The organism is Alicyclobacillus suci, assembly GCF_017329615.1.
Classification (GTDB): Bacteria; Bacillota; Bacilli; order Alicyclobacillales; family Alicyclobacillaceae; genus Alicyclobacillus; species Alicyclobacillus suci.
This window is the reverse complement of sequence record NZ_JAFMTW010000085.1, coordinates 1-5038: the sequence shown is the minus strand read 5'-3', so window position 1 is coordinate 5038 and position 5038 is coordinate 1. Positions and strand designations below refer to the sequence as shown.

Here is a 5038-nt window from a genome sequence, read left to right as displayed (position 1 = left end):
AAGAGCAGACAGTAACAGTTCAGCCATCCATCCGCGAACGCATTCAGGATCCGACGACGAAAGAGTACTCATGGGTATCGCTCCCACTGCTAGTAGATGTCCCATTGATTATCCCGCGCGCTGGCGGATATGCGCTAACTCTCCCGGTCTCCAAAGGCGATGAGTGCTTCGTCGTCTTTGGAGACATGTGCATAGATGCATGGTGGGCGAATGGTGGTGTGCAAAACCAGGCTGATAAGCGCCGTCACGACCTTTCAGATGGATTTGCCATCCTCGCTCCAACGTCGCAACCGAAACGTTTGTCCAATTACTCCACGACATCGGCACAACTCAGAACTGAAGATGGTTCAAAGTACATCGAACTGTCTTCGGGCGGGATCACCATCAAAGGAGATGTGACGGTTGATGGGTCTATAACTGCTACCGGAACGATTACGGGAGAAAGTTGAGGTGATGCCAATTGAGATATCGAAAACCTAAATGAAAAGACCGCCAAAGTGACGGTTAATTGGTTGAGAACGGCATTAACTCCGCACGCTTTTTTGTCACGAACTCGATTACTTCTTGCTTATCACGGGAGGATTTATAGTGTGTTTGGCCCTTAACGCGTACACGACCTACCCATAGACCAGATTTGTTTTGGTGAACACCACGAACACCTGACTTGTTGTTCTTGTTCAGGTGGACTTTGTTTTCTCCATTTTCTTGCGGGGTACAAACCCGCAAATTACATTTTCGGTTGTCTAACGGATCTCCGTTCATGTGATCAACATGCATATACTTTGGGGCATCTGTAATCAAACGATGCAATTGAAGTTGGGTATGTCCCTGGATGTTTTTTCGCGTGGATATCACGTAATAATATCTGCCGGATGGCCTAAGTAACCACCTGAAAGGTTTCACTTTTTCAAGTTCGTCTGTATCGATAAGAGCAGTATGGATTCCATATTTGCGGCTTGTGATGATGATTTTCGTTATATCTCCATCGATTTCATACAGGTTATCTTCGCCTTGGAATTCATTAGCACACTCTCTGGAACAAAAGTTATTCTCTCGAACCCTATATGGATTCAAAACCAAGTATTTACCGCAGTTTTTACATTCGGTATGTACTGAATTTGTGTGATATTCCTGGCGGCATTTCGCGCTACAGAAATGAATATCCCACTTTTTGAATTGACTAGGCACTTTCTCTGTTTCCTGTCCACATTTAGCACAGTTTACCTTCACCCTATTTCTCTTGTAAGCATAGTGGCATGCCTTACAACAAAAGTAGAGTCCGCTTTTAGAAACTCGTGAAGGATAAGCTTTGTATTCATTGCCGCAAAAATCACAAGTCCTTATCATTCAAACAGCCCCTTTTCCATTGTATTTAAATTGTAACGCAGTTAGGGGTGAAATCTATATGAAATACAGAAAATTATCAAATACAGGAGACTATGTTTTCGGGAACAACGCCAATGACTTTTACACTGATACGACCGCTGTAGGACAGGCCATCTACACATCATTAAGGCTTTTGCAGGGTGAATGGTGGGAAGACACATCAATTGGCCTTCCATTGTTCCAAAGTATCCTCGGCCAACCGGGGACATCTGAGCATATCCACGCCGTCGACATGCTCGTGCAAGAACAGGTAATGAACGTTCAAGGCGTCAATGAGATCAAATCTTTCTCCAGTAGTTACCAAAACCGCACATATACAATTGACACGATGACCGTGAGCACACAGTTCGGAGACGTTACGGTGGAAGGGGTGACGTTTGGTTGAGCTACTTCGCTCCTTACATTGATGCAACAGGATACCACATGCCTACTTACCAAGATATCGTGGACCAACTCGTAGCAGATGCACAGAATATCTTCGGTTCTGACATTTATCTGCAACCAGACTCTCAGGACTACCAATGGATCAGTGCATTCGCTTCGATGATTTATGATTCATTCCTTGCTTCACAGGCTGTCTACAACAGTCGGGGGCCTGCTACGGCGTTGGGCAGCGGTCTCGATGTAGTGGTTGGCATCAATGGTATACAGCGCCAACCCGCCGTCGCATCGACTTGTCCAGTGGTTGTTGGAGGGACACCCGGTGCTCCCATCACAAACGGCGTTGCTGGTGACGTGAACGGCAATTATTGGTCACTTCCGAGCCCGACAATTATTGGGTCGGATGGAACGGTGACCGTCGTGGCCACTTGTCAAACGCCCGGGGCAATCACAGCTAATCCAGGCGACATCAACACCATCATCACACCTACACTCGGATGGAGTTCTGTGACAAACACCGTAGCCGCTACTGTCGGTTCTCCTGCCGAGTCTGATGCCCAACTTAGGGCACGACAAGCACTCAGCACAGCGCAAGCAAGCCAAAGCATCCTTGAAGGTTTGGAAGGGGCTCTAGCCGCATTGTCAGGCGTTACACGATTCAAAGTGTATGAGAATGATACAAGCTCCACAGATGCGAATGGGGTGCCTGCTCACTCTGTCTGCGCGGTGGTTGAAGGTGGAACTCCATCAGCCATTGCTCAGGCGATATACGAGCATAAGGGGCCTGGCTGCGGAACGTATGGCACGACAACTCAGTCCATCACAGATGATTACGGAGTCGTCACGAATATCAATTACGATGAACTCGAATATGTGGACGTTGATGTCGCTATCACAGTGAAACAGCTAAACGGATACACGACAGACACAACAACGGCCATTCAAACCGCCGTATCGACATATTTAAGTTCCGTTGCCATTGGTACAGACATTTATATCTCAAGCATCTGGGGAGCGGCTATGACGGCGAATCCTAACGCCTCTAACCCGACATTCTCAGTTGTGAGTGTTCAAGCTTGCGTACACGGCGGAACGTTGGGGACGACTGATATCCCTGTTGCATTCAATCAAGCGGCACGTGGCAACACGTCATACATCACTGTGACAACTCAGTAAGGAGTGATGAGATGGCGATACAAAAGTACTTAAACCTCATCACTTCTGAACACCAAAACAAGCCCAAATTCAACGCATGGTTATCAGCTGCCCTAAATAAAGTCGATGACGGCATAACAGCCGCGAATTCCATTCCTACGGCCTTCGACATCGACACTGCAGTAGGCGTGCAGCTAGATATTCTCGGTCAAGCCATCGGTCAATTGCGTGATATTGGCGTGCCGCTCACATCTGCATCATCCATCCTCGATGACGATCACTATCGCCTGGTGCTTAAAGCAAAAATAGCGCGAAATCAATGGGACGGCACAATCGGGCAGATCTACGACATATGGAACGGGGCATTCCCTAATTCGGCCCTGCAAATCATCGATAACCAGGACATGTCGATGCAAGCTGTGGTCACAAACCTTACAGATAACCTCTCCACGGAGCTTGTGACGGCTGGTCTTATTATCCCGAAACCAATGGGCGTAACGCTCATCATTATTGCGGATACGACCATTTCGGAAGAGCTGTATTTCGGCGCCATCGTTAGCGGCGGCGACATCACCACTATTACGACGCAAAATCCGGCATAAAGGGAGGTCTAACATGGGCGTCTATGGGAATATGGTCATTACCCAACAGGGACAAACATTGTTTGGTAAAGTCCAAACAGGTGCCACACTCACATTCACCCGTATGCAAATTGGTTCAGGTCAATTAGCAAGTGGGCAAGACCCTACCACATTTACATCTCTCATTTCACCAATCGACTATTTCAACATCAATTCCGTAGCTAACTCAGGCGGCACTGCGGTTGTACGAGGGATTTACCAAAACACGAATCTTACTGCTTCAACCTACACTTGTGAAATTGGCTTATACGCGCAAGATCCGGATGCGGGAGAAATTTTATACGCCTATGCCAATGCGGGAACTCAAGGCGATACGATCCCGCCCTATTCTGATGGGCCATATTCGCGGCAATTCCAGATCAACACCGCCGTGGGTAATGCGACAAATGTAACGGCAAACGTGCCAAGTGATGCGTATGTAACAGTGTCTGAAGTAGGACAACCAGGTGGCGTGGCCTCTCTAGATAATAACGGCCATGTTCCTCCTGACCAGATTAACATCAGTACAGCCACTACCACTGACCCAGGTACTGTCCTAGTCTCTGCGCCTCCTACGCAAGGGCAACAGCCTGTAGCAGTATCAACGACAGATCCAGTATACGTGAATGCGGCGAGGAAGGATCAGGCCAATACTTTTTCACAACCGCAGACATTCAACGGTCCACTGAATGCTGTCAACAGCACAGGCACCGACTCAGCATTCGGCACGACGAACTACAGTGCGGCACTTGGCGCGTCATGGTCAAACAAAAACCTCGGCGGCGACCAATACCAGATCAACGGCACACAAGAGGCCGCTGACCGAATCGTTGCATCCACAAACAGCAGTAGCACGCTGACCAACTATATTCGCCAGTGGTGGAGCTATGCGAAGTCAGCCGCTGTACTCGCCGTGGACTTTATCACCGGCAAAGTGAGTACTCTCAACAACGTCCTTGACGACGGCAGCGGCAACATGACGGTGGCAGGCAACGTTACGGCACAAGGCCACAATCTGCTCCAATCCCTCAGTGGCGGGTACAAGGTGCAGAGTGGTATAACGTCATTTACCGATGCACAAGGGGGAACTGTCACATTCCCGACGCCGTTCAGTTCAGGATGCGTGCCACTCGTCATTCCGGCACAGAACACCGGCGGTACATGGAATGGCACGAATGGGTATCAGCCCAACATATCCAATATTTCCAACACGGGATTCACGGTAAGCGGTATGGGTAACACGAACGTTGCGTGGATTGCTATTGGATACTAGGAGGGATGGATCTGTGTTAAATTATTGGTTTCTTTACAGGGCGGATGGCACCATTTACGGCGCTCCATATCTCGGAAACGCAGACGAATGGACCAACATTCCGCCGGAGTGTTCCGGAGTGTTGGGGCCGTTCGATGTTGCGAGCGCATCTGAAGCAGTGCAGGATGCATATGCACATCCTGAGCGTTATCTGGTCCAGAACGGCCAACTGGTGGAGCAGCCG

At 48.8% G+C, this 5038-nt stretch carries 7 protein-coding genes; 6 read left to right on the top strand and 1 reads right to left on the bottom strand.

Annotated features, from left to right (window positions below):
- Positions 1-449: Gp138 family membrane-puncturing spike protein (locus J3482_RS19435; protein WP_206922993.1), on the top strand; the 449-nt coding region annotated here is incomplete at its 5' end.
- Positions 450-504: 55 nt separating this feature from the next.
- Here J3482_RS19435 and J3482_RS21675 read toward each other — a convergent pair.
- Entirely contained in the window at positions 505-1230 is a 726-nt protein-coding gene (locus J3482_RS21675) for an HNH endonuclease (protein WP_206922992.1), read from the bottom strand.
- Positions 1231-1405: 175 nt separating this feature from the next.
- Here J3482_RS21675 and J3482_RS19425 point away from each other — a divergent pair, with 175 nt between their 5' ends.
- The 5 genes from J3482_RS19425 to J3482_RS19405 all read left to right on the top strand — a co-directional run.
- The gene (locus tag J3482_RS19425) at positions 1406-1771 is read left to right on the top strand and encodes a contractile injection system sheath initiator (protein WP_206922991.1); all 366 of its coding nucleotides are present in this window, start codon (positions 1406-1408) and stop codon (positions 1769-1771) included.
- A gap of 38 nt (positions 1772-1809) precedes the next feature.
- A complete protein-coding gene (locus J3482_RS19420; RefSeq protein ID WP_206922990.1) occupies positions 1810-2943 on the top strand; it encodes a baseplate J/gp47 family protein in 1134 nt (377 codons plus the stop codon).
- An 11-nt stretch (positions 2944-2954) separates the two neighbouring features.
- Positions 2955-3524, top strand: a complete 570-nt coding sequence (locus J3482_RS19415; RefSeq protein WP_206922989.1) for a baseplate wedge 1 family protein — start codon at positions 2955-2957, stop codon at positions 3522-3524.
- 13 nt (positions 3525-3537) lie between these two features.
- Positions 3538-4815, top strand: coding sequence for an H-type lectin domain-containing protein (locus J3482_RS19410; RefSeq protein WP_206922988.1), 1278 nt, complete (start codon positions 3538-3540; stop codon positions 4813-4815).
- Between the two features lie 13 nt (positions 4816-4828).
- A partial coding sequence (locus tag J3482_RS19405) for a hypothetical protein (RefSeq protein ID WP_206922987.1) occupies positions 4829-5038 on the top strand: 210 nt, incomplete at its 3' end.

Coding starts and splice junctions, on each gene's coding strand:
- J3482_RS19425 (WP_206922991.1), top strand. CDS start 1,406: ATGAAATACAGAAAATTATCAAATACAGGAGACTATGTTTTCGGGAAC.
- J3482_RS19420 (WP_206922990.1), top strand. CDS start 1,810: ATGCCTACTTACCAAGATATCGTGGACCAACTCGTAGCAGATGCACAG.
- J3482_RS19415 (WP_206922989.1), top strand. CDS start 2,955: ATGGCGATACAAAAGTACTTAAACCTCATCACTTCTGAACACCAAAAC.
- J3482_RS19410 (WP_206922988.1), top strand. CDS start 3,538: ATGGGCGTCTATGGGAATATGGTCATTACCCAACAGGGACAAACATTG.